The 19742-nt window shown below is 40.3% G+C and carries 19 protein-coding genes; 8 read left to right on the top strand and 11 right to left on the bottom strand.

The features are described 5' to 3' along the window. Positions 1 to 89 precede the first annotated feature (89 nt). Together RIC88_RS01460 and RIC88_RS01455 are read left to right on the top strand one after the other, a co-directional pair. A complete protein-coding gene (locus tag RIC88_RS01460) occupies positions 90 to 809 on the top strand; it encodes a DUF547 domain-containing protein (RefSeq protein WP_350215646.1) in 720 nt (239 codons plus the stop codon). A 47-nt stretch (positions 810 to 856) separates the two neighbouring features. Then, on the top strand, positions 857 to 1045 hold the full coding sequence (locus RIC88_RS01455) for a hypothetical protein (protein ID WP_350215645.1): 189 nt from the start codon (positions 857 to 859) through the stop codon (positions 1043 to 1045). On the opposite strand, the gene RIC88_RS01450 is transcribed toward RIC88_RS01455, so the two are convergent. The 11 genes from RIC88_RS01450 to RIC88_RS01400 form a co-directional block, all read right to left on the bottom strand. Further along, on the bottom strand, positions 1034 to 1600 hold the full coding sequence (locus RIC88_RS01450) for a porin family protein (RefSeq protein WP_350215644.1): 567 nt from the start codon (positions 1598 to 1600) through the stop codon (positions 1034 to 1036). The genes RIC88_RS01455 and RIC88_RS01450 overlap by 12 nt on opposite strands. A gap of 104 nt (positions 1601 to 1704) precedes the next feature. After that, positions 1705 to 2316, bottom strand: coding sequence for an NADH:ubiquinone reductase (Na(+)-transporting) subunit E (gene nqrE / locus RIC88_RS01445; RefSeq protein ID WP_350215643.1), 612 nt, complete (start codon positions 2314 to 2316; stop codon positions 1705 to 1707). Positions 2317 to 2343: 27 nt separating this feature from the next. After that, a complete protein-coding gene (locus tag RIC88_RS01440; RefSeq protein ID WP_350215642.1) occupies positions 2344 to 3057 on the bottom strand; it encodes an NADH:ubiquinone reductase (Na(+)-transporting) subunit D in 714 nt (237 codons plus the stop codon). A gap of 3 nt (positions 3058 to 3060) precedes the next feature. Then, a complete protein-coding gene (nqrC, locus tag RIC88_RS01435) occupies positions 3061 to 3801 on the bottom strand; it encodes an NADH:ubiquinone reductase (Na(+)-transporting) subunit C (RefSeq protein WP_350215641.1) in 741 nt (246 codons plus the stop codon). Continuing rightward, positions 3788 to 4978, bottom strand: a complete 1191-nt coding sequence (locus tag RIC88_RS01430) for an NADH:ubiquinone reductase (Na(+)-transporting) subunit B (RefSeq protein ID WP_350215640.1) — start codon at positions 4976 to 4978, stop codon at positions 3788 to 3790. Before RIC88_RS01430 ends, nqrC begins: the two co-directional genes overlap by 14 nt. A 7-nt stretch (positions 4979 to 4985) precedes the next feature. Next, the gene (locus RIC88_RS01425) at positions 4986 to 6350 is read right to left on the bottom strand and encodes a Na(+)-translocating NADH-quinone reductase subunit A (protein ID WP_350215639.1); all 1365 of its coding nucleotides are present in this window, start codon (positions 6348 to 6350) and stop codon (positions 4986 to 4988) included. A 140-nt stretch (positions 6351 to 6490) separates the two neighbouring features. Beyond that, positions 6491 to 7381, bottom strand: coding sequence for a 4-hydroxy-3-methylbut-2-enyl diphosphate reductase (locus RIC88_RS01420; protein ID WP_350215638.1), 891 nt, complete (start codon positions 7379 to 7381; stop codon positions 6491 to 6493). Further along, on the bottom strand, positions 7371 to 8036 hold the full coding sequence (gene cmk, locus RIC88_RS01415; protein WP_350215637.1) for a (d)CMP kinase: 666 nt from the start codon (positions 8034 to 8036) through the stop codon (positions 7371 to 7373). The genes RIC88_RS01420 and cmk overlap by 11 nt, the downstream gene beginning before the upstream one ends. 148 nt (positions 8037 to 8184) lie before the next feature. After that, complete coding sequence (fabD, locus tag RIC88_RS01410; protein ID WP_350215636.1) at positions 8185 to 9063, bottom strand: ACP S-malonyltransferase; 879 nt, start codon at positions 9061 to 9063, stop codon at positions 8185 to 8187. A gap of 38 nt (positions 9064 to 9101) precedes the next feature. Continuing rightward, the gene (locus tag RIC88_RS01405) at positions 9102 to 9518 is read right to left on the bottom strand and encodes a thiol-disulfide oxidoreductase DCC family protein (RefSeq protein ID WP_350215635.1); all 417 of its coding nucleotides are present in this window, start codon (positions 9516 to 9518) and stop codon (positions 9102 to 9104) included. After that, positions 9497 to 12310, bottom strand: coding sequence for a T9SS type B sorting domain-containing protein (locus tag RIC88_RS01400; RefSeq protein ID WP_350215634.1), 2814 nt, complete (start codon positions 12308 to 12310; stop codon positions 9497 to 9499). Before RIC88_RS01400 ends, RIC88_RS01405 begins: the two co-directional genes overlap by 22 nt. A 222-nt stretch (positions 12311 to 12532) precedes the next feature. Here RIC88_RS01400 and RIC88_RS01395 point away from each other — a divergent pair, with 222 nt between their 5' ends. From RIC88_RS01395 to RIC88_RS01370, 6 genes are all read left to right on the top strand, one after another. Continuing rightward, positions 12533 to 13201 (top strand): succinate dehydrogenase cytochrome b subunit, encoded by a 669-nt coding sequence (locus RIC88_RS01395; RefSeq protein ID WP_350215633.1) that lies wholly within the window; start codon positions 12533 to 12535, stop codon positions 13199 to 13201. Between the two features lie 13 nt (positions 13202 to 13214). Further along, entirely contained in the window at positions 13215 to 15224 is a 2010-nt protein-coding gene (locus RIC88_RS01390; RefSeq protein ID WP_350215632.1) for a fumarate reductase/succinate dehydrogenase flavoprotein subunit, read from the top strand. A 24-nt stretch (positions 15225 to 15248) separates the two neighbouring features. After that, on the top strand, positions 15249 to 15992 hold the full coding sequence (locus RIC88_RS01385; protein WP_221406750.1) for a succinate dehydrogenase/fumarate reductase iron-sulfur subunit: 744 nt from the start codon (positions 15249 to 15251) through the stop codon (positions 15990 to 15992). A gap of 171 nt (positions 15993 to 16163) precedes the next feature. Then, entirely contained in the window at positions 16164 to 18560 is a 2397-nt protein-coding gene (locus tag RIC88_RS01380) for an ABC transporter permease (RefSeq protein ID WP_350215631.1), read from the top strand. Positions 18561 to 18896: 336 nt separating this feature from the next. Continuing rightward, a complete protein-coding gene (locus RIC88_RS01375) occupies positions 18897 to 19460 on the top strand; it encodes a hypothetical protein (protein ID WP_350215630.1) in 564 nt (187 codons plus the stop codon). 31 nt (positions 19461 to 19491) lie between these two features. Continuing rightward, positions 19492 to 19740: a transposase gene (locus tag RIC88_RS01370; RefSeq protein ID WP_350215714.1), complete on the top strand. Its 249-nt coding sequence runs from the start codon at positions 19492 to 19494 to the stop codon at positions 19738 to 19740. Positions 19741 to 19742: the final 2 nt, after the last annotated feature.

Below are 19742 nucleotides of genomic sequence, written 5' to 3'. Positions count from 1 at the left end.
TTCAGAAATACATTTCGCAGCAAAACATCGTAAGTCAGCTAACAAATCTTAAACAGCCCGTATTTTAGAGAAATTAATCCTGAACTATCATGAAATATGTCTTGAGCATCACTTTCGCCTTTCTTTCAATTTCATCATTTTGTCAGGATAATGATACCACTGACATATTTGATGATTTCAATAGCTTTATGCTGAATGAAGTTGTATTTGGTTTGGTAGATTATAAAACGTTACAAAAAGAGCCCAACGAGTTAAATGACCTTGTAAATCAAATAGCGAATTATAACACATCTAACCTATCCATTGATCACCGAACTGCTTTTTATATCAATGCATACAATATCCTGGTAATCAAACAAATTACGGATAACTATCCTGTAAACAGTCCAATGGATATTCAAGGTTTTTTTAAGGTCAATACATTTACAGTGGCTGGGGAAATCCTGACTTTGGATGCAATAGAGTTTACCAAGCTCATTGGTCCTACGAAAGATCCACGTATTCACTTCGCATTGGGTTGTGGTGCGAGAAGTTGTCCTTTCCTGTATGACAATGCTTTCTATCCGGACAAGCTTCAGGAGCAGCTAAATTTCCGTACAGAATTGATTATAGACCGTCCTAATTATGTCCATGTAGATAAAAAGAGTAAGAAGGTTGTTTTAAATAAGATTTTCGATTGGTATGGGGATCAATTTAGTTCTAATGCGGGTTCTCTTATTAAATACGTAAATAAATACCGGTTTTATAAGGTTCCTGAAGATTATGCAGTAGAGTTTCAAGAGTACGACTGGACATTAAATGATCGCTAGGGAGTAAGGGAATTAATGGGTTAGGTGTTTATACCTATAACCTAACCATGAAAAATCGAAAGCAAATATTAATTCTCTTTGGAGGGATTATAGTAGCTGTTTTACTCATTATATCCAATCTCCGATCAAAAGAAGTGAATGGGAAAGACATAGCACCAACCTCACAAAAAAAACCTCATCCACCGTCAGGTGAACAAGGCTTCTTTGATTCTTTCTTATTAGAATTAGTTTCCTAATTTGAACAGACTGTAGCCTAGATAAATTTGGAAGGTTTTGTTTTTGTATTCAAACGTAGGATCATCAATACTATCACCGTTATCAGATAAACTAAATACGTACCTCGCTCCAACTTGTAATCCGAAAGGAGCATCCCATCCAGCTCCCAGGGCAGCACTTAAATCACTGTTTTTGAATGACTCTTTGATATCATCTCCATCCCCATCTTTTGCGTTTGTCAACATTCCAAACTGAGGACCAGCTTGAAGATTAAGACCAGCAGGAAGATAGAACTTCAACATAACAGGAATATTCACATAGCTAAGATCTATGTCATTTCCATCCACGTTAGCTCCTTGCTTGGAGAACAATAATTCGGGTTGAATTCCAATATTCGTCAATTTGATCAATCCATAAGCACCTACATGGTATGAAGTAATTCCATCGGCATTAAGATTGTCACCACTAGCATTTGCAAAGTTGGCACCTCCTTTCAAGCCTATTCCGATTGATGCCTGGCTAAATGCCACAACTGAGAAAAGCGCTAATGATAATGTTAATAAAGTCTTTTTCATAATTGTTTTTCGTTTTGTATTAGTAAAGTAAAAGATGCTATACACCTAAATAAAAAGACACAAAAAAAGGGTGTGTGACACCCCTTTTTTTAAAAATTTTGTATTTACAATGCTACTCCAATAAAGGACTTAAACGCAAGTCCCATCAACCCGGTTATGAGCATTGTGATTCCAAGTCCCTTCAATCCATCCGGAACATGTGAATACTTCAGTCGCTCCCTGATAGCTGCCAATGCAATAATGGCCAGGAAGAAGCCTGTCCCTGATCCAAATCCGAATGCAGTAGCTTCTACCATGGTATAATCTCGTTGCACCATGAAAAGTGATGATCCCAGAATTGAGCAATTTACGGCTATTAGTGGAAGAAAAATCCCTAACGAACCATATAGTGAAGGAGAGAATTTTTCAATGATCATCTCCACTAACTGTACCATCGCTGCTATTACTGCAATGAAAATGATGAACTGAAGGAATGTAAGGTCTATCGTAGCAAAATCAGCACCCAGCCAAGCGAGAGCTCCCTCTTTCAAGACATTTTCCTGAATCAACCAGTTGATCGGAACCGTAATCGTCAATACGAAAATCACTGCCATTCCCAATCCAAATGCAGTTTTTACTTTCTTAGACACGGCCAAAAACGAGCACATGCCCAGGAAGTACGCAAAAATCATGTTGTCAATGAAGATTGCTTTGATTGCTATATTAATTGCTTCCATTGTTCTATTCTTTCGTTTTTCTGCAGATTAATGCTCTACGTAACCGTTTTTAGCTCTTTGAACCCAAATGATAAAACCAAGGAGAATGAATGCTCCAATTGAGTCTACCATCAATCCGTTTGTTTGAAGAGTAGTACCCATCAAATTCCCCAATGATCCATAAACGTCAAATTCCAGAGGTGTACCTACAAACACAGTACCTCCTCCGAATAGCTCTCTAAAGAAAGCTACCACGAGAATAATCCATGCATAGCCGAATCCACTACCAAAACCATCCAGAATTGAATCATAAGGTTTGTTTGCCATTGCAAATGCTTCCAGTCTACCCATCACGATACAGTTGGTAATAATTAGCCCTACATAGGCTCCCAGTACCTTATACATATCATAGCTATAAGCTTTTAAGACTTCACTAACCAAGGTTACCAAGGTGGCAATAATCGCAAGCTGTACAATAATCCTGATACGGTTTGGAATCATTTTCCTCATCACCGATGTAATTAGGTTTGAGAATACAATCACAAAAATTACCGCGATAGACATGATCATTGTTGGCTTAAACTGAACAGTAACTGCCAACGCAGAGCATATACCCAAAACCTGAACGGTGATAGGGTTATCCTCATTTAAGGGGTCTGATACGATCCTTCTTCTTCGCTTCGAAAATAAAGGCTCTGCAGCCTCTTTGGTTTTTAATTCTACAGCTGATTCTTCTGACACTTCTGCTATTTCAGTACTCATATTTTAGCTGTTTTGAGATTTAGTCTTTTCAATAAATGCAGCGTAGCATTCTAAATATTTTTCCAGCATGGCATTCACACCTTTTGCAGTCATGGTTGCGCCGGAAAGTCCATCCACCTCATGTTCAGTTAGTCCGTCATTTCCTTCTCCTTTTACCATGGTAATACTTACCAGCTCTCCCTGATCATTGTAGATTTCTTTTCCAATATATCTATTTTGCACAGTAGCTTCGGTTATCCGAGCTCCCAGGCCCGGTGTTTCACTTTTATGGTCAAACGCTATCCCTTTCACTGTATTCAAATCCGGCCCAAAGGCTACATAACTTGATATCCAATCCCAAAGACCTGATCCAAAAGTTGGGAAAATGTAAGCATTTACATCCTGACCATTTTCGCTAAACATGAAAACAGGATAAACGCGCTCCTGTGGATCGAATTTTGAATTCTTTTGAATGTTTACTTTCTCAGCAACAATCGGATTACCCTTTTCGTCTGTAGTTACTTCGTTTCCATTGATGTCTACGACAATTGCTTTGACCTTTTCTGAATAAATTCGTAGAATTTCGTTAGGATCTTCAATTTTAGAAATATCCATCACAGCACCCAGAATCTTCTTTTTGGTATCTAGTTCTACTTGCTTGTCTTGCAATGGCTTTAACCCTACTGAGGTAAGGGAAAGTGCACCTCCAAATACCACGGTAAGTCCGATGGCAAATAGTATAACGTATAAATTAGACTGTCGCACGTTTTAATCTCCTTTTTTTGTTTGCTTCAACAACATAAAAATCAATCAGCGGGGCAAATACATTCATGAATAGTATTGCCAGCATAATGCCTTCAGGATATGCAGGATTTATCACACGAATCAAAACCGTAATAACTCCTATAAGGAATCCATAAATCCATTTGCCTGTTTCGGTGTGTGCAGCACTTACCGGGTCTGTTGCCATGAACACTGCGCCGAATGCAAGACCTCCAATTACCAAATGGTAATGTGCGGGCATTTCCATGAAACTATTGCCTCCTGTTAGGTTGAACAATCCGCCCATGGCCAATGTTCCAAGTACCACACTTAACATGATTTTCCAGCTCCCTACCCCGGTTGCAATAAGGATGAATGCACCGATCAAACACATTAGCACCGAAGTTTCTCCAATACTTCCCGGGATAACACCCATGAACATGTTCCAGAAATCGAACATGCCTGCATACCAGTGATTATCAGCTAGTTCCATCATATTGGTATTATTAGCAGCTGCCTCTGCCCCGTAAGCGAGGATTGTGGCTCCTGAAAAACCATCTACCGGTGTTTTATCTCCTAGATAAGTCCAGACATCACCGGAAATCTGTGACGGATAAGCGAAATACAAGAACACTCTTGCTGTCAATGCCACATTGAGAATGTTCATTCCCGTCCCTCCAAAAACTTCTTTACCAATAACTACCGCAAAAACAGTAGCCATTGCAACTTGCCATAAAGGAATCGTAGCAGGCATTATCAAAGGAATCAACATTCCGGTTACAAGGAATCCTTCCTCCACAGGTCGTTGATAGATGACGCAAAAAGTAAATTCTGTTAGCAGTCCTACTCCATAGGAAACAACAATAATTGGCACGACTTTCAGGATACCAATCCAAAATTCATCAAGAATAGTGGCCTCTACACCAGTAGCTATGAAGTGCTGATGACCAACGTTCCACATACCAAAAATCAAGCATGGCAACATGGCGATGATCACCGTCATCATCAAACGCTTCAAATCAGTAGCGTCCTTGATTTGAGTACCTTTTTTGCCCGTTATAATATCGGGTGAAAAAAAGATAGTCCTGTGACCCTCATAGATCGGGTAGAACTTTTCATATTTTCCACCTTTCTCAAAAAGGGGCTTTAACTGATCGAACTTTTTCTGCAAAAACTTCATATTCCTGCTATCCTTCTTTAATTAATTCAATTCCTTCTCGAAGTATTTCTTGGAGAGGATTTTTAGAAACATCTACAAACTCACATAGCGCCACATCCTCTTCTATCACCTCATAAATTCCAAGTGCTTCCATATCATCATAGTCTTCAGCCATGATTGCTTTGAAGAGATAGGTTGGCAAGATATCCATTGGCATAACATCCTCGAAAGCACCTGTTACGACAAAGTTTCGCTCTTCACCATGGGTGTTGGTATCTACTTCAAACTCTTTATCTTTTCCATTGAGGAATGTCAACATTCCAAATGCTCTGTGGAAACTTAATTTCTTTGTAGATGGCATTATCCATCCCATAAATTCTTCATGCTTTCCTTCTGGAATCACAGTAATCTGATTGTGATAATATCCCAGGTATCCCTCTAATCCTACTCCTTCACCTGATAGCACATTCCCAGAAATGTATCGGTTATCTGTCCCTTCAATGTTTTCAGCAAGCTTATTTAAACATGCTCCCGCATACATTTTAGCATAGCCTCGATCTTTCATCTGCGATCCGGTTAATGCTACTAATCGAGAGGTGTCGTAAATGCCTTCCAGGAATAACTTACCAATCATAGCTACTCCAACAGGATTAACCGTCCATATAATGTCTCCTTTCGCAATAGGATCAAGATGATGGATTTGTACGCCTACATTTCCGGCCGGGTGCGGGCCGTTGATCGTATTAAGCTGAACATTCTTTACCTGAGAAAATAATTGGGATACTTCCGCTCTACCATCAATATTTAGGTGAACTGTTCCTGAAGTAAATTTCTTTAGGATATCAACTCCTGCTTGAAAGTTTTGCTCTTGACCTCCCAATACATAAGCATAGTCAGGCGCTAAAGGGCTACTATCAAACGCAGATATGAAGATTGATTTTGGGGTGTCTGCCGGATCAGCAACACAACCGTATGGACGTTGAATGATGTTTACCCATCCACCAGATTTTTTTAACTGCCCTATTGCATCTTCTTTGGAGATCCCGCTAATATCCGACGCAGAGTGCTTTTTGAAATTTTCAAATTCAATTTGCTTGTCAGCAAGAATTTTAACTTCAAGCACTTTTCGCTTTTCTCCACGCTTGACTTCCACTACTTCACCACTTACAGGTGAGGTATAGAGAATATCCTCTACGTTTCTTTCAAAGAAAATAGGAGAACCAGCTTTTACATTGTCACCTTCCTTCACCAATAGTTTAGGACGGCTCAGGCCACTAAAATCAGTCGGTTTCAATGCATAGGTGTCCGGCTGTGGTACTTCTACTGTTTTATTTTCCGCCTTTCCGGCTAGGTTTAAGTTAAAACCTTTTTTCAGCTTTATTGTCTGAGACATATTTCTAACTTGGGAGAACGTCTAAAAAACGAGGCAAACTTAATCAATATAGGATTTAACCCCTGTCTAAATTTCAATAAAAAAGCTGTTTTGTCAACAACCAATTGAGAAATTTCTATTTCAGGGTTTTGTTTGATTTATCAGGCGGTTAATGTCTCACTTTTCTTTAGGAATTCGGCCACTTGTTCCATGAGCCATGTGGGTGTAGAGGTCGCCCCACAGATTCCCACTGAATCCTGCGGATCGATCCAGTTAAGATCAATTTCCTTTTCATTTTCAACAAAATAGCTTCTCGGATTATGAGAAAGACAAACATTGTATAGTGCTTTGCCGTTGGAACTTTTTCTTCCTGCGACGAAAATGATCACGTCATGCTTCTGTGAAAATTTCTCCATGTGGGGTTCACGATTCGAAACCTGACGGCAAATGCTATCATTAGCATTGAAATCTTCAGCAACTGAAAGCATCCCATCATTTTCTATCCTCTTTTCTATTTCTTCTTTAATAGAGTAAAAGCCTTTTGTGCTTTTTGTAGTTTGCGAATAGAGGGTGATTGGTCTCGAGAAATCAACTTTTTCCAAATCATCAATTGAAGTAACGATGATTGCTTCATTGGAAGTCTGACCTGTCAAGCCGATTACTTCTGCATGTCCGGGCTTACCATAAATAACCAATTGACCATTTTTGTTTTTGACCAAATCATACGAATTCTTTACCCTGTTTTGGAGCTTTAAAACCACTGGACAAGAAGCATCCACCAACTCAATATTGTTTTTAATAGCGATCTGATACGTTTCAGGTGGCTCGCCATGTGCTCGTATTAGTACTTTGCAGTTTTTCAAATCCTTCAATTCATCACGAGTGATTGTTCGTAGACCTTTATTGTAAAGCCTTTCTACTTCCATAGAATTGTGAACAATATCACCAAGGCAATACAACTCCTGCCCTTCCACCATTTCGTCTTCAGCCATTTGAATGGCGAATTCTACGCCAAAACAATATCCCGAATTTTCATCAATTTCAACTTGCATAAATTATCTCTTCAGCCATTTCAACAATTTTGTCGATCTGTTGATTCAAAGTTAGTTGAGAAGTATCAATCTCTTTAGCATCTTCAGCCATCTTTAGCGGGCTATCCTCCCGATTACTATCGATGTGATCCCTTGCCTTTAAGTTCTCTTTAATAATCTCCAAGTCTTCATCCATGCCCTTTTTAATCAGCTCTTTTCTTCTTCGTTCTGCTCTAACATCGATTTCAGCTGTCATAAAAACCTTTAATTCGGCATTCGGAAAAACCACTGTTCCAATATCTCTACCATCCATTACTACTCCCTTTTCTTCGCCCATTTTTCGTTGCTGCTCCACCAGTTTTGTTCTCACTTCGGAAATAGCACTCACCGGACTCACATTTTGATTGACCTCCATAGTGCGAATTTCATGATCAATATTTTTTCCATTCAAAAAAATGGAAGTTCCATTAAATCCAATATGGCAATCCTCTAAGCTTTTTACTACTTCTGTTATTTTGGTGAAATCAATTTCATTAGAAAGAAAGAAATAGGTAACTGCCCGATACATTGCGCCACTGTCAATGTAGGTATAACCCAACCGGGATGCTACTTGTTTTGCAGTTGAACTTTTACCAGTTCCTGAATACCCATCAATAGCAATTACGATCTTGTTCATTAACAGTCCTTAATAGGGCAAGGAATTGGCTTTCCTCTCTTGATTTTCTTATTATTCTTTTTGTGAGAAGAAGATGGGCCTTTTTTACAACCCTCTGATCCAATTAGGATGGCTCCTATAAAAAGTATCAATATGGCTTTATTGAACTTCATGATATACCGTCTACTTCCATTTCTCTGTCTACCTTTTTGACAAGTCCTTGCAGCACTTTACCAGGTCCACATTCGGTGAAACTAGATGCACCATCAGCGATCATATTTTGAACTGATTGCGTCCATCTCACAGGGGAAGTCAATTGCAAAACAAGGTTTTTCTTAATAGAATCAACATCTGAATAACCTTTCGCATCCACATTTTGATAAACCGGGCATTTAGGATTACTAAAGTTAGTGTTTTGAATAGCTTCAGCCAACTCCTCTCTGGCTGGCTCCATTAATGGTGAATGAAATGCACCACCAACAGGCAATACGAGTGCTCTTTTCGCACCAACCTCTTTCAGCTTCACACAGGCGGCATTTACAGCGGCAACTTCTCCACTAATCACTAGTTGTCCGGGACAATTGTAATTTGCTGCTACCACTACTCCATCAGTCTCTGCACATACTTTTTCAACGACCTCATCCTCAAGTCCAAGTACAGCAGCCATCGTTGACTCTTGCATTTCACATGCCTTTTGCATCGCTTTAGCCCTTTTTGAAACTAATGACAGACCATCCTGAAAACTTAGAACACCATTAGCTACTAAGGCGGAAAACTCACCCAGCGAATGTCCTGCTACCATATCAGGCTTAAATTCGTCTGATGTGATTGCAGCAACCACGCTATGAATAAAAATGGCTGGTTGTGTTACTTTGGTTTGCTTCAATTCTTCATCAGAGCCGGTAAACATGATGTTTTTTATATCAAATCCGAGAATATCATTGGACTGATCAATCAGTTCTTTAGCTGCTGAGTGGTTATGATAGAGTTCTTTACCCATTCCTGAAAATTGGGCTCCCTGTCCGGGGAAAACGTATGCTTTGCTCATAGGTCAATGTTTGTTCGTTACAAAAGTAGCCAATCCTACTAATCGATAAAGCGATTTTTCAATTCAGGCGATGGGATCATGCATTGATCCTTTTTACCAAACCATTGATATCTGTTTTTTGCAATGATATCATACACCCAATCTCTTACGAATTTTGGAATTACTATAAGAACATAAAATAAGGGCCACAACCCCGACAGAGATTTAGTGATGGTTAAAACTGCGCTGCTTTTTGATTTGATCTCATCACCCTCTTTCAAAATGATACTTTGAAGTGCTGTTTCATCTGAAAATTCATCGGGTAAATTTTCTTTTGCATACCTGGATTGTAAGGAAGCAAAAAGAAACAGTTCTTTTTTATCTCTTTCTATAATAAACTGAACTGATGAATTGCAAAGGTTGCAGACTCCATCAAAGAGGATGATTGGCTGTTTTATCGAATGATCTGTACCCACCCATTAATAACTTCAACAGCTTCTTCAGGGTTCAGCTTTAGAAACTTGACTTTTGCTGAGTAGAAATAAACACCGGCAGGCAGCTCTCTCCCGCTATTGGTCTTTCCATCCCATTCAATGAACATGGTATGTTCAGGCTCAGTAGAATCATAGCTGAAAATCTCCGCCCCAGCTCGATTAAACACTTTAAAATCAACGCTCTCAACAAAAAGTGGACATTCCCCATCTGAATTTAAAGGTTGAAAAACTTCATTTTTCGTATCTCCATTTGGCGTAAAAACATTTGGAAGAATATATCTCGGGCAATTGTCATTGCAGACAATCTCAGAGATGACACTCTCATTCCCCGAGCGATCCACAGAAGTCACATAATAGCAGTAGGCCAATGTTTTCAAGTCGTTATGGAAAAATTGAGTTCCGGTAGTTTGAGTAAGGAATGAAAAGTCTCCTTCGGGCCCGTTGCTGGATGCATAAACCCTAAAAAAGACAATGTCATCATCACAGGATATTTCTCCATCATATTGCCAGGAAAATGAATTGACCAGACTTACACTTGAACCTCCAGATCTGGTTAGACATGATGCTTGTGTTTCGCAATCGAAACTTGCATCAAAAATGATCGAAACAGGTGCACATGGGGGTATTGTATCGTTTGGTTGAGCACAGATAATTTGTGAATTGTTAATTAATGGCTCAGGAAGAAGGTCATTATCATATGATCCCTGCGTAGTGATATAGTAACAGTATTCTATTTCTTCATCTAAGTCTACTCCATTGAAGCGTCCGTCATCCAAGTAAGAAGGGCCATCAACAGTTACATCAACGGAATCAATTAGTTGTATAGATGATAAATTTCCATTCACGACATTATTTCTGTATATGTAATGATATGGGAAATCCTGAACGGTATTCGACCATGGCACGTTGGACTCCCAGTTAATCCTTATAGCACCTACTAGAGGTGTTGGACTCAGCCAAACCGATGATGCCTGCTGCGAGGTATCAACAGGTTGATTTGTGTTGTCATAAAGTATAATTCTGTATGAATAAGACTGATCTGCTGTATTTAGACCCGTGTCTGTGAATGACAAATTTGACGAAGGTCCGTCAACAGAAGTAAATGTACCATCAAATCCTTGCCCTACTTTTCTTATAACTTCATATTGAAAAGGTCCCGATATTGGATCTTTTTGAAGTGGCTCAGTCCATTCAACCTCAATTACTCCTTCAGTTTCACTTGTTTCAAAAACGTTGACTTTAGTAATTACAGGAACGTCAATTAACAAGCTGTCACAAGCCTCTTCGGAAACAATACTTTCACCTCCGGCGGGAAGCGGGTATTTAGCTACTAGGCGGTAGCAATATTTTGAACCAGGTGAAAGCCCTAAATCATTATTGTCATCCAAATATGATGTTTCTGCTATATCTAGTGTTTCTACCAACTCATATCCTGAATTTTGCGGAATACCGGGGTTGCAGGTTGGGTCTATTTCAAATTCCCCCACTCGCCTCCAAACCTCCATGGAATCTGCATTGGTACATGAATAGGAATCCCAGTTAAGTTGAATTTGCCTTCCGGGTTGTGTTTCAGCGGTTAAACCGGTTGGAGGTGGTCCAACGACCGTAATTCTCCATGTTTCAAAATTCACTTGTCCAGGCGGATTATCAATTTCCGGAATAGTAGGATCATCCTCAGCCTTGAACTGCACTTCATATGGCGCCAGTCTTACTTGTCCACAATCCGTATTCCACTCAAAATTTAAAACCGAGGGAGGTCCTTGGAATTCCGCGGGATCAGGACTTACGGTAGCAGAAGGTGTAATCTCAAACGGCCCACCAAAAGCTTCGATTTTTACCGGATCACCATCCGGATCAGTACCTACAATTACACCGGTCACTGTTTGACCCGCAACCACACATGTATCTTCAGGCACTTCTAAATCTGGCGGATCATTTTCATAATCACAGACAATTATTTGCATGTCACGGGTAACATAACCAAGACGAATTAATTGCCCACCAATTCTTCGCCATTCTTCGACGACAAATGCAACATTAAACTCACCACATTTCATATCTTCAATTGTAGCACCCCCGGGTGAATCCCAGGTAATAGTTCCATCGATTGCATCTATGGATAAAGTTGGAGGTCCGGATTTTGTGCTATTACCTTCATTAAAATTTTCGTAAAAGTTTGGGTCAATTAAAGATCGATAGCCATTAACATTTAAGCCTTTGTCTTGTTTAGGTGTGGTGAAATAATAAGAAAGGCTGTCACCGTCAGGATCGTAAGCTCCGGGGTTATGCTCAAAAATAGCCCCAACAACCCCTTGATCAATTGGAGGAACGGTGAAAACCGGAGTATTATTAACAATCAAAGGGTCTATTATAACCAGGGTCTCTACGTAAAAAGAAGTACTTATAGAACCTGAAATATTCTGAATTTCAGCGTTTCTAAAATCTTCCTTATAGCTAACAAGGTATGTAGATCCACCAGCATAGGTGTGTGTTATTGTAAACTGCCACTTTTCCACACCATTACCAAGGTCTTCAGGCGTTTCCCATGGAATGTTTTCGCCATTTTCACCTCCAAAAATTTCTCCATCACCAAAATCAAATGTCCCATTTCCAAATGGAACCCCTTCAACATCCCGATATCCAATAAATGTAAACTGATAGGTTAAACCGGAAACTCTTTTGGCAATAATCTCGCCTGCTCGAATGTGAGTAGCCTTACTTACAAAAGCAGCTAAAGTGAAAATAGAAAGAATGAAAAACCTTAAGAACCTCATAGGAGCTGTTTGAACTTACGTAAAACTAAACGCTTTTAAAGCACTATTAAATATTTATCGAACAAGAATTGTGCTTAAAAAGTTATTTACTAAACAATGTACAACGTTTTACTACTTACCTTGAGAGACAATATTATTTAGAACCATTCAAAATGAAATTTGGAATTGTCTGACAAGCATTCTGAAATTACCTTTGGCGCAAATCCAATAACCTTAAACTAAATGAGCAAGCAACTTTTTTCAGGCAGCATCGGCAGAAAATTTGCCATGGCGCTATCGGCGCTCTTCCTGATCATATTTTTATTGCAGCATTTCACAATAAACTTCACGTCAGTTTTTAGTGAAAAAACATTCAATGAGCTATCCCATTTTATGGGCACAAATCCACTCATTCAGTTTGTGATGCAGCCAATTCTTATGTTTGGTGTGGCCTTCCACTTCATCATGGGGTTTGTTTTAGAAATTAAGAATCGCAATGCACGAGTTGTAAAATATGCCAAGAACAATGGAGCAGCTAATTCATCGTGGATGTCGAGAAATATGATCTGGAGTGGTTTATTCATTCTGTTTTTTTTAGGATTCCACTTTAACGATTTCTGGATTCCAGAAATGAACTATAAGTACATCGAAGTAAAAGCTGAAGACCCGGATCGATACTATGATGAAGTGGTTCACATGTTCGAGAATCCAGTCAGAGTAATCATTTATTGCCTGTCATTCGTATTTCTTGCACTGCACCTGCTTCACGGATTTCAGTCCGCTTTTCAATCGATGGGTGCACGTCACGATAAATACACGCCGGCAATTGAGAAAATTGGTCGTGCTTACGCAATTTTGATCCCACTGGGATTCATTTTTATCGCCGTTTTTCATTATGTCAATTCCCTTTAAGAAATAAATAGGTATGTCAACATTAGATTCAAAAGTACCTGAAGGTCCAATAGCTGAGAAGTGGACCAATTATAAGAACAACATTCGGTTGGTTAATCCAGCCAATAAGCGATCCATTGATGTGATTGTGGTTGGGACAGGACTAGCAGGAGGATCTGCTGCCGCATCACTTGCGGAGCTGGGCTACAATGTAAAAGCATTCTGCTATCAGGATTCTCCCCGACGAGCGCACTCCATTGCTGCTCAGGGCGGTATTAACGCTGCAAAAAACTACCAGGGTGATGGCGATTCAACTTATCGTCTCTTTTATGATACGGTGAAAGGTGGTGATTACCGATCCAGGGAAGCGAACGTCTATCGTTTGGCTGAAGTGTCTGCTAATATCATTGATCAATGCGTGGCTCAGGGCGTTCCGTTTGCAAGAGATTATGGTGGGTTACTTGATAACCGGTCATTTGGTGGTGTGCAGGTTTCCAGAACGTTTTACGCCAAAGGACAAACGGGACAGCAACTTTTGCTTGGTGCCTACTCCGCAATGTCCCGCCAAATTGGAAAAGGAAAAATTCAAATGTACAACCGTCATGAAATGATGGATGTTGTAATTGTGGATGGAAAAGCAAGAGGGATTATTGCAAGAAATCTGGTAACAGGTGAACTGGAAAGACATTCAGCACACGCTGTGGTTATAGGTTCAGGTGGATACGGCAATGTATTCTTCCTATCAACCAATGCAATGGGATCGAATGTGTCTGCGGCATGGAAAATTCACAAGAAGGGAGCTTTCTTCGCGAATCCTTGTTACACACAAATTCACCCAACCTGTATTCCACAGCATGGTGATCAGCAGTCCAAGTTGACATTGATGTCTGAATCGTTGCGAAACGATGGAAGAATTTGGGTTCCTGCCAAGAAAGAAGATGCAGAAGCCATCAGAGCCGGAAAGTTGAAACCAACCGACCTGAAAGAAGAAGATCGGGATTACTACCTGGAAAGAAGGTATCCTTCGTTTGGTAACCTGGTACCTAGAGATGTGGCTTCCAGAGCTGCAAAAGAACGATGCGATGCTGGATTCGGCGTGGGCACTAATGAGAGCGGGGAAGCTGTATATCTGGATTTCAGTTCTGCGATCATGCGTTATGGGAAGGAAGAAGCCAATATAAAAGGCATTCACAATGCATCCGAAGCTGAGATCAAAGAGCTAGGAACGAAGGTGGTTGAAGCCAAGTACGGCAACCTTTTCCAGATGTATGAGAAAATTACAGCAGATAACCCGTATGAAACGCCAATGAAAATCTACCCAGCGGTGCATTATACTATGGGTGGTGTTTGGGTTGATTATAACTTAATGACGACCATACCAGGATGCTACGCCATTGGGGAAGCAAACTTCTCTGACCATGGAGCGAACAGACTTGGAGCATCAGCTTTGATGCAAGGTCTGGCAGATGGATACTTCGTACTTCCTTACACCATTGGTGATTACCTGGCGGACGATATCCGAACAGGAGCAATTCCAACCGATTCAAAGGAATTTGAAGAAGCTGAGAAAAGCGTACAGGAGCAAATGGATTTCTTCATCAACAATAAAGGAAAACATTCAGTTGACTATTTCCACAAGCGACTTGGAAAAGTGATGTGGAACAAAGTAGGGATGGCCAGGAATGAGAAAGGACTGAAAGAAGCTATTGAAGAGATCAAAGAAATTCGTGAGCAATTCTGGAAAGAAGTGAGTGTTCCCGGCAATGCCAACGGCATTAATCAGGAGCTTGAGAAAGCAGCAAGAGTGGCTGATTTCCTTGAATTAGGAGAGCTTTTCGCCAGAGATGCACTTGAAAGAAAGGAATCGTGTGGTGGTCACTTCCGAGAAGAGTATAAAACGGAAGAAGGTGAAGCCATGCGTGATGACAAAAACTTTACCTACGTAGCAGCCTGGGAATATACCGGTGAGCCATCAAAGGCGAAGCTGCACAAGGAAGATTTGAAATACGAAAACATAGAACTGAAAACACGTTCTTATAAATAAGATATTATGTCAGCAACAGAAGGATTGAATTTAACACTGAAAGTCTGGAGACAGAAAAGTGACAAAGAAAAAGGTAAGATGGAAACCTATCAGGTTTCTGGCATCTCACCAGACAGCTCTTTTCTGGAGATGATGGACATATTGAATGAACAGCTTATTGCAGAAGACAAAGAGCCGGTGGCTTTTGATCATGATTGTAGAGAAGGTATCTGTGGTAGCTGCTCCATGTTTATAAATGGCGAAGCACATGGTCCCGGTGAGATGATCACCACCTGTCAGCTTCACATGCGTGAGTTTAAAGATGGCGAAACAATCTACATTGAGCCATGGAGAGCTAAGGCTTTCCCAGTGATCAAAGATTTGGTTGTGGACAGAAGTTCTTTTGATAGAATCATGGCCTCTGGTGGTTTTGTGAGTGTAAACACTTCAGGAAACACCCAGGATGCCAACGCCATTCCAATTGACAAACATGATGCGGACAAAGCATTTGATGCTGCAACGTGTATTGGATGTGGCGCGTGCGTTGCTACGTGTAAGAATGCGTCAGCAATGCTATTTGTATCCGCTAAAGTTTCTCAGCTCGCTTTGCTCCCACAGGGAAAAGTGGAAGCGAAAGAGCGTGTACAAAACATGGTGAAGCAAATGGACGAAGAAGGATTTGGAAACTGTACCAACACGGGAGCTTGTGAAGTTGAATGTCCAAAAGGAATCTCTCTCGAGAACATTGCCCGCATGAATCGGGAGTATTTAAAGAGTAGCATTAGCTAAACACAAATCAAACTCATTATTAAAGCCGGTTTTAGCCGGCTTTTTTTATGACTTACCAATTTTAACGTTTTTTTAACACCCTTCATCCCAACCCAAATCCTTTCATGTAACCATTTTTGATACAATCGAGTATTGTCGCTAGCTTAATCTGACTCAAAAACTCAAAAGACTATGCTAAAAACATTTATGCTCGTAGCTCTCCGGAGCTTTAAGAAAAACAAACTATCTACCTCAATCAATGCCATTGGGTTGATATTGGGCTTCTCCACTTTCGTAGTGTTGGCTTCATTTGTTTACAATGAAATTTCTTACGATCGATGGCACGAGAAATCAGCAAGAATCTATCGTTTCACAACCATTGATGAAGCCATTGGGGTTTCCAGCAATGAGGTAGCCATTACCAATCCCCGAATGCCGCAAGCCGCAGAAGAGGAAATTCCAGAAGTTGAGATCGCTTCACGGATGATCTACGCAGGTGAACAACGGATGGAAAAAGGAGATGTCGGGTATTACTCCGAACATGCACTTTACGTTGAAAATGATTTCTTCGAGATTTTTGACTTGCCGGTCCGCGAAAGAGAGGAAACATTGGAAAAATTCAACCAGCCCCATAAGCTTATCTTGACGGAAGCCTACGCTGAAAAGGTATTTGGTGATGAAGGGTCAGTTGGACAGATTTTAACCATCAATGATCAATCATGGGAAGTGGTAGGACTTATGGACAATATCACCCAGAATTCGCATCTGGGATTTGACGCATTAATGTCCCTCTACCCTGCTCAATCCGATTCTTCCCTGGCCCAATACATTAATGGCTGGGGTGGTCTTGGGATGCTGGGGTATGCCGTACTATCGGAAGGAGCAGATGAACTGGAAGTGGAAAAGAAGATGGCAGATATTGCGCTTACCAATGATGTCAATGATTTCTGGGTTCCGCAATTGCAACCACTTGAGGAAATACATCTTGGTTCTGCAGGTCTTCTGTTTGATTATTACCATCAAAACAAAGGCGATCAAGTGTATGTATATGCACTATCAGGAGTGGCAATCTTTATTTTGCTTATTGCAGCTTTCAATTTTGTAAACCTGACCACTGCTCAATCAACTACCCGTGCGAAGGAAGTTGGGATACGGAAAGTAGTTGGCAGCTCAAAAGCATTGCTGATCGGCCAGCATATGATTGAATCTATTCTGCTTGCAACGATGGCAATGGTTATTTCTCTATTTCTGGTTTCCATGCTCACCAACAGCAACAGCCTGGACTTAAACTTCGATTTACTTACCCTGATGGGGAACTCACCGATCCTACTTCCGGCATTCCTCCTTCTTGGTATTCTCATTGGCACGCTAGCAGGTATTTACCCATCATTCATACTTTCCAGCATCAAATCAGTTAATATCCTGAGAGGTAAATTCCAAACCAGCTCAAAAGGAATATGGCTCAGAAAAACATTGGTAGTCCTTCAGTTTGTTGCTGCGATAGGCATGATATGCACCACCTTGATTGTCTCCAAACAAATTGATTACATCAAGAACAAACATCTTGGTTTTGAAAAGGATCAAGTGATCAACATAAATGTTGGAAATCCCGGGCTTGCCAGTGGCATGGAAAACTTTAAAGAAAGTCTGGACAACTATTCCAATGTTATCAGTACCGGCTATTCCAACAACATGCCGGGAAACACCTTTGGGCGAGGTGGTGTGAATGTAGAGGGTGGTAATGAGGATGAGCCGTGGATTGTAAGCGTCATGTCGATGGATGAAAACTACCTGGATGCAATGGGTATGGAGCTGGCCGCAGGTCGAAATTATGACCCAAGCTTCGGAGCGGATCAGCAAGAATCGATTATCATCAATGAAGCCATGATGGAATCACTGGGCTGGGATGAAGCTGTGGGTAAGAATCTGGTTTTCGGAAATAACACCACCCGAAAAATAGTTGGTGTGATTAAGGATTTCCATTTCTCCAGCATGCGCCATAAGATTGAGCCATTGATGATCTATTACAACCCCGGCCCTAACAACAATCTCGTACTTAAGGTAAGCCCTACGAACGTACGTGAGACCTTGGATTTCCTGGAAGCCGAATGGAATGCAACCTTTCCTAATTATCCGTTTGATTACCAATTCTTTGATCAGGAGTTCAATCAAATCTTTGCTTCCGATGAATTGTTTGCCCGCCTGGTGAATACCTTCACATTGCTTTCCATTGTGCTCTCAGCTCTGGGCTTGTTTGGGCTTTCCTTTTTTATGGTGGAGCAACGCAAAAAAGAAATAGGTGTACGGAAGGTATTGGGATCTACCGTACGGCAGATTGTGCAGCTACTAATGAAAGAATTTGTTATCCTGATCATTCTGGCTAATGTCATCGCTTGGCCAATAGCTTTCTACTTCCTGAAAGGATGGATCAGTGATTTCCAGTACCGCATCGATTTATGGGGTATTGATAACCTGGCGATCTACCTTTTTGCCGGTATAGGGGCCCTTCTTGTGGCGATGATAGCAGTAAGTTACAAGTCTATCCGCGCTGCGCTATCCAACCCGGTAAATTCGCTGAGGGATGAATAGTATGGTACAATTAAAAGAGTTTCTTCAAAGCCCTCCAGAGGAGGGCTTTGATGTTTATTGGCTTTGATAACCGTATTATTATACGTTTAAAAAACGTTTATATACGTTTATTAATACGGTTAATTGCCCTAAGAATGAATCGGATTGACACTTAATAATGCGCAGTATGTCTTATAGCAGGCACATCCGCTATATTTGAAAGGTAAATAAACGCCACATGGCGTTTACGTTATTGTTAGTGTCTATTTGACTGCAGGAATTATCACAGATCTTATCTAATCCGAATTGAGAAATCTCTTATTTTTTTGTCTTGTTCTTATTTTTTCAGGTAACATCATGAAACCGAAGGAGAGATTTACAGTCGCCCTTATATCTATTGACGGAGCTACCTTCAAAGAAGCAAAACAAATCAAAAGAAACATTCAGACATATTACAACTGTGACGTTTATGAGTTACTCCCAATTACAATTCCAATGGAACTCATGAAAAATGGACGAGACACTGTCCTTTCAAGTTCATTGTTGAAGTATTTTAGGAAGACTTACAAAGAATCTGAATTTGACAAAATAGTAGCGATAACTGAGAAACCACTTTATTTCACAGAGCAATTCCCTTCAATTAGGGGATTAGGAACCCAAAACGGAAAAACAGCGGTTATTTCAACGTTCAAGATTAAGAATGAAGCGAGTGACGACAAGAAGTTCTACAAGAGCCTTTTACTAAAAGTTACTAGACATGAAATTGGTCATACTCTTGGTTTGGTTCATTGCAAGAGGAACAGCAAATGCCTAATGACGTCAGGTGTTAACCCTGAAGAATTTTATTCGCTACAATCCACATTTTGTGATAGTTGTAAAATCCAATTACAACGTTATCTAAAAAGAATAAACAGACACTAACAGACGATATTGCGCATGGCCTTACTTAGTTATCTGCCAAGCGTCTTCTAAACATGCCGCTTATCTACCGCCAAGAAACTATGGTGCTTTCTTTAGAGATGAGTATTTCAATACCGTCATAGAGAGCCTGAATTATTGTAGAAAAGAGAAAGGAATGGAAATTTATGCTTACTGCATTATGACTAGTCATATTCATTTAATTTTTCGAGCTAAAGATGAAAATCCAGGGGACATACTAAGAGATTTTAAAACATACACTTCTAAAAAGTTACAGAAATAAGT

The organism is Ekhidna sp. (assembly GCF_040220215.1).
Taxonomy (GTDB): Bacteria; Bacteroidota; Bacteroidia; order Cytophagales; family Cyclobacteriaceae; genus Ekhidna.
This window is presented reverse-complemented; position numbering and strand designations above follow the sequence as displayed.

What these genes read in the sequence shown, in the direction of transcription:
- RIC88_RS01460 (WP_350215646.1), top strand. Translation starts at nt 90, where the DNA reads ATGAAATATGTCTTGAGCATCACTTTCGCCTTTCTTTCAATTTCATCA.
- RIC88_RS01455 (WP_350215645.1), top strand. Translation starts at nt 857, where the DNA reads ATGAAAAATCGAAAGCAAATATTAATTCTCTTTGGAGGGATTATAGTA.
- RIC88_RS01450 (WP_350215644.1), bottom strand. Translation starts at nt 1,600, where the DNA reads ATGAAAAAGACTTTATTAACATTATCATTAGCGCTTTTCTCAGTTGTG.
- nqrE (WP_350215643.1), bottom strand. Translation starts at nt 2,316, where the DNA reads ATGGAAGCAATTAATATAGCAATCAAAGCAATCTTCATTGACAACATG.
- RIC88_RS01440 (WP_350215642.1), bottom strand. Translation starts at nt 3,057, where the DNA reads ATGAGTACTGAAATAGCAGAAGTGTCAGAAGAATCAGCTGTAGAATTA.
- RIC88_RS01430 (WP_350215640.1), bottom strand. Translation starts at nt 4,978, where the DNA reads ATGAAGTTTTTGCAGAAAAAGTTCGATCAGTTAAAGCCCCTTTTTGAG.
- RIC88_RS01425 (WP_350215639.1), bottom strand. Translation starts at nt 6,350, where the DNA reads ATGTCTCAGACAATAAAGCTGAAAAAAGGTTTTAACTTAAACCTAGCC.
- RIC88_RS01420 (WP_350215638.1), bottom strand. Translation starts at nt 7,381, where the DNA reads ATGCAAGTTGAAATTGATGAAAATTCGGGATATTGTTTTGGCGTAGAA.
- cmk (WP_350215637.1), bottom strand. Translation starts at nt 8,036, where the DNA reads ATGAACAAGATCGTAATTGCTATTGATGGGTATTCAGGAACTGGTAAA.
- fabD (WP_350215636.1), bottom strand. Translation starts at nt 9,063, where the DNA reads ATGAGCAAAGCATACGTTTTCCCCGGACAGGGAGCCCAATTTTCAGGA.
- RIC88_RS01400 (WP_350215634.1), bottom strand. Translation starts at nt 12,310, where the DNA reads ATGAGGTTCTTAAGGTTTTTCATTCTTTCTATTTTCACTTTAGCTGCT.
- RIC88_RS01395 (WP_350215633.1), top strand. Translation starts at nt 12,533, where the DNA reads ATGAGCAAGCAACTTTTTTCAGGCAGCATCGGCAGAAAATTTGCCATG.
- RIC88_RS01390 (WP_350215632.1), top strand. Translation starts at nt 13,215, where the DNA reads ATGTCAACATTAGATTCAAAAGTACCTGAAGGTCCAATAGCTGAGAAG.
- RIC88_RS01380 (WP_350215631.1), top strand. Translation starts at nt 16,164, where the DNA reads ATGCTAAAAACATTTATGCTCGTAGCTCTCCGGAGCTTTAAGAAAAAC.
- RIC88_RS01375 (WP_350215630.1), top strand. Translation starts at nt 18,897, where the DNA reads ATGAAACCGAAGGAGAGATTTACAGTCGCCCTTATATCTATTGACGGA.